This is a genomic window from Haloferax sp. Atlit-6N, from assembly GCF_003383195.1.
Lineage (GTDB): Archaea > Halobacteriota > Halobacteria > Halobacteriales > Haloferacaceae > Haloferax > Haloferax gibbonsii.
Genome location: NZ_QEQJ01000275.1, coordinates 1 through 474, shown reverse-complemented (window position 1 = coordinate 474; position 474 = coordinate 1). Strand labels below are relative to the sequence as shown.

General features: G+C 61.8%; 1 protein-coding gene. It reads right to left on the bottom strand.

Features of this window, described 5'->3' with window-relative positions; genetic code table 11:
* Window positions 1–24 precede the first annotated feature (24 nt).
* Window positions 25–474, bottom strand: a 450-nt coding sequence (locus DEQ92_RS22325) for a peptidylprolyl isomerase (RefSeq protein ID WP_115821799.1), incomplete at its 5' end; no start/stop codon positions are given.

Sequence of the window (474 nt, the reverse complement as noted above, 5' to 3'; positions counted from 1 at the left end):
GACGTCAGTCTTCTTTTTCACCGCTCACTCGGCCGCGACGATTTCGATGTCGAATTCGAGCGTTTTCCCGGCGAGTTCGTGGTTGAAGTCAACTTCGACGGCGTCCTCTCGGACGGCGACGACGTCGCCGTGGAGTCCGTTTTCGGCGTGGACGTGCAAGCCGACTTCCGCTTTTTCTCCGACCATCCCTTCGAACGTCTCGGGGGCGTACGTCCGAACCCGGTCGGGGTCGAACTCGCCGTAGCCGTCTTCCGGTGGGACGGTTACAGTTGCTTCTTCGCCGACGCTCATTCCGACGACCGCCTCGTCGAGACCGGGAATTATCTCGCCGGCACCGACGACGAACGACCGTGGGGCGTAGTCGTCTCGGTCCCGCTCTTGGGCTTCGAACAGGCCGTGTTCGACTGCAACCTCGTAGCGAGACGTGTTGAAGACGGTCCCGTCCTCGAAACGCCCGACGTATGCGATAGCGAC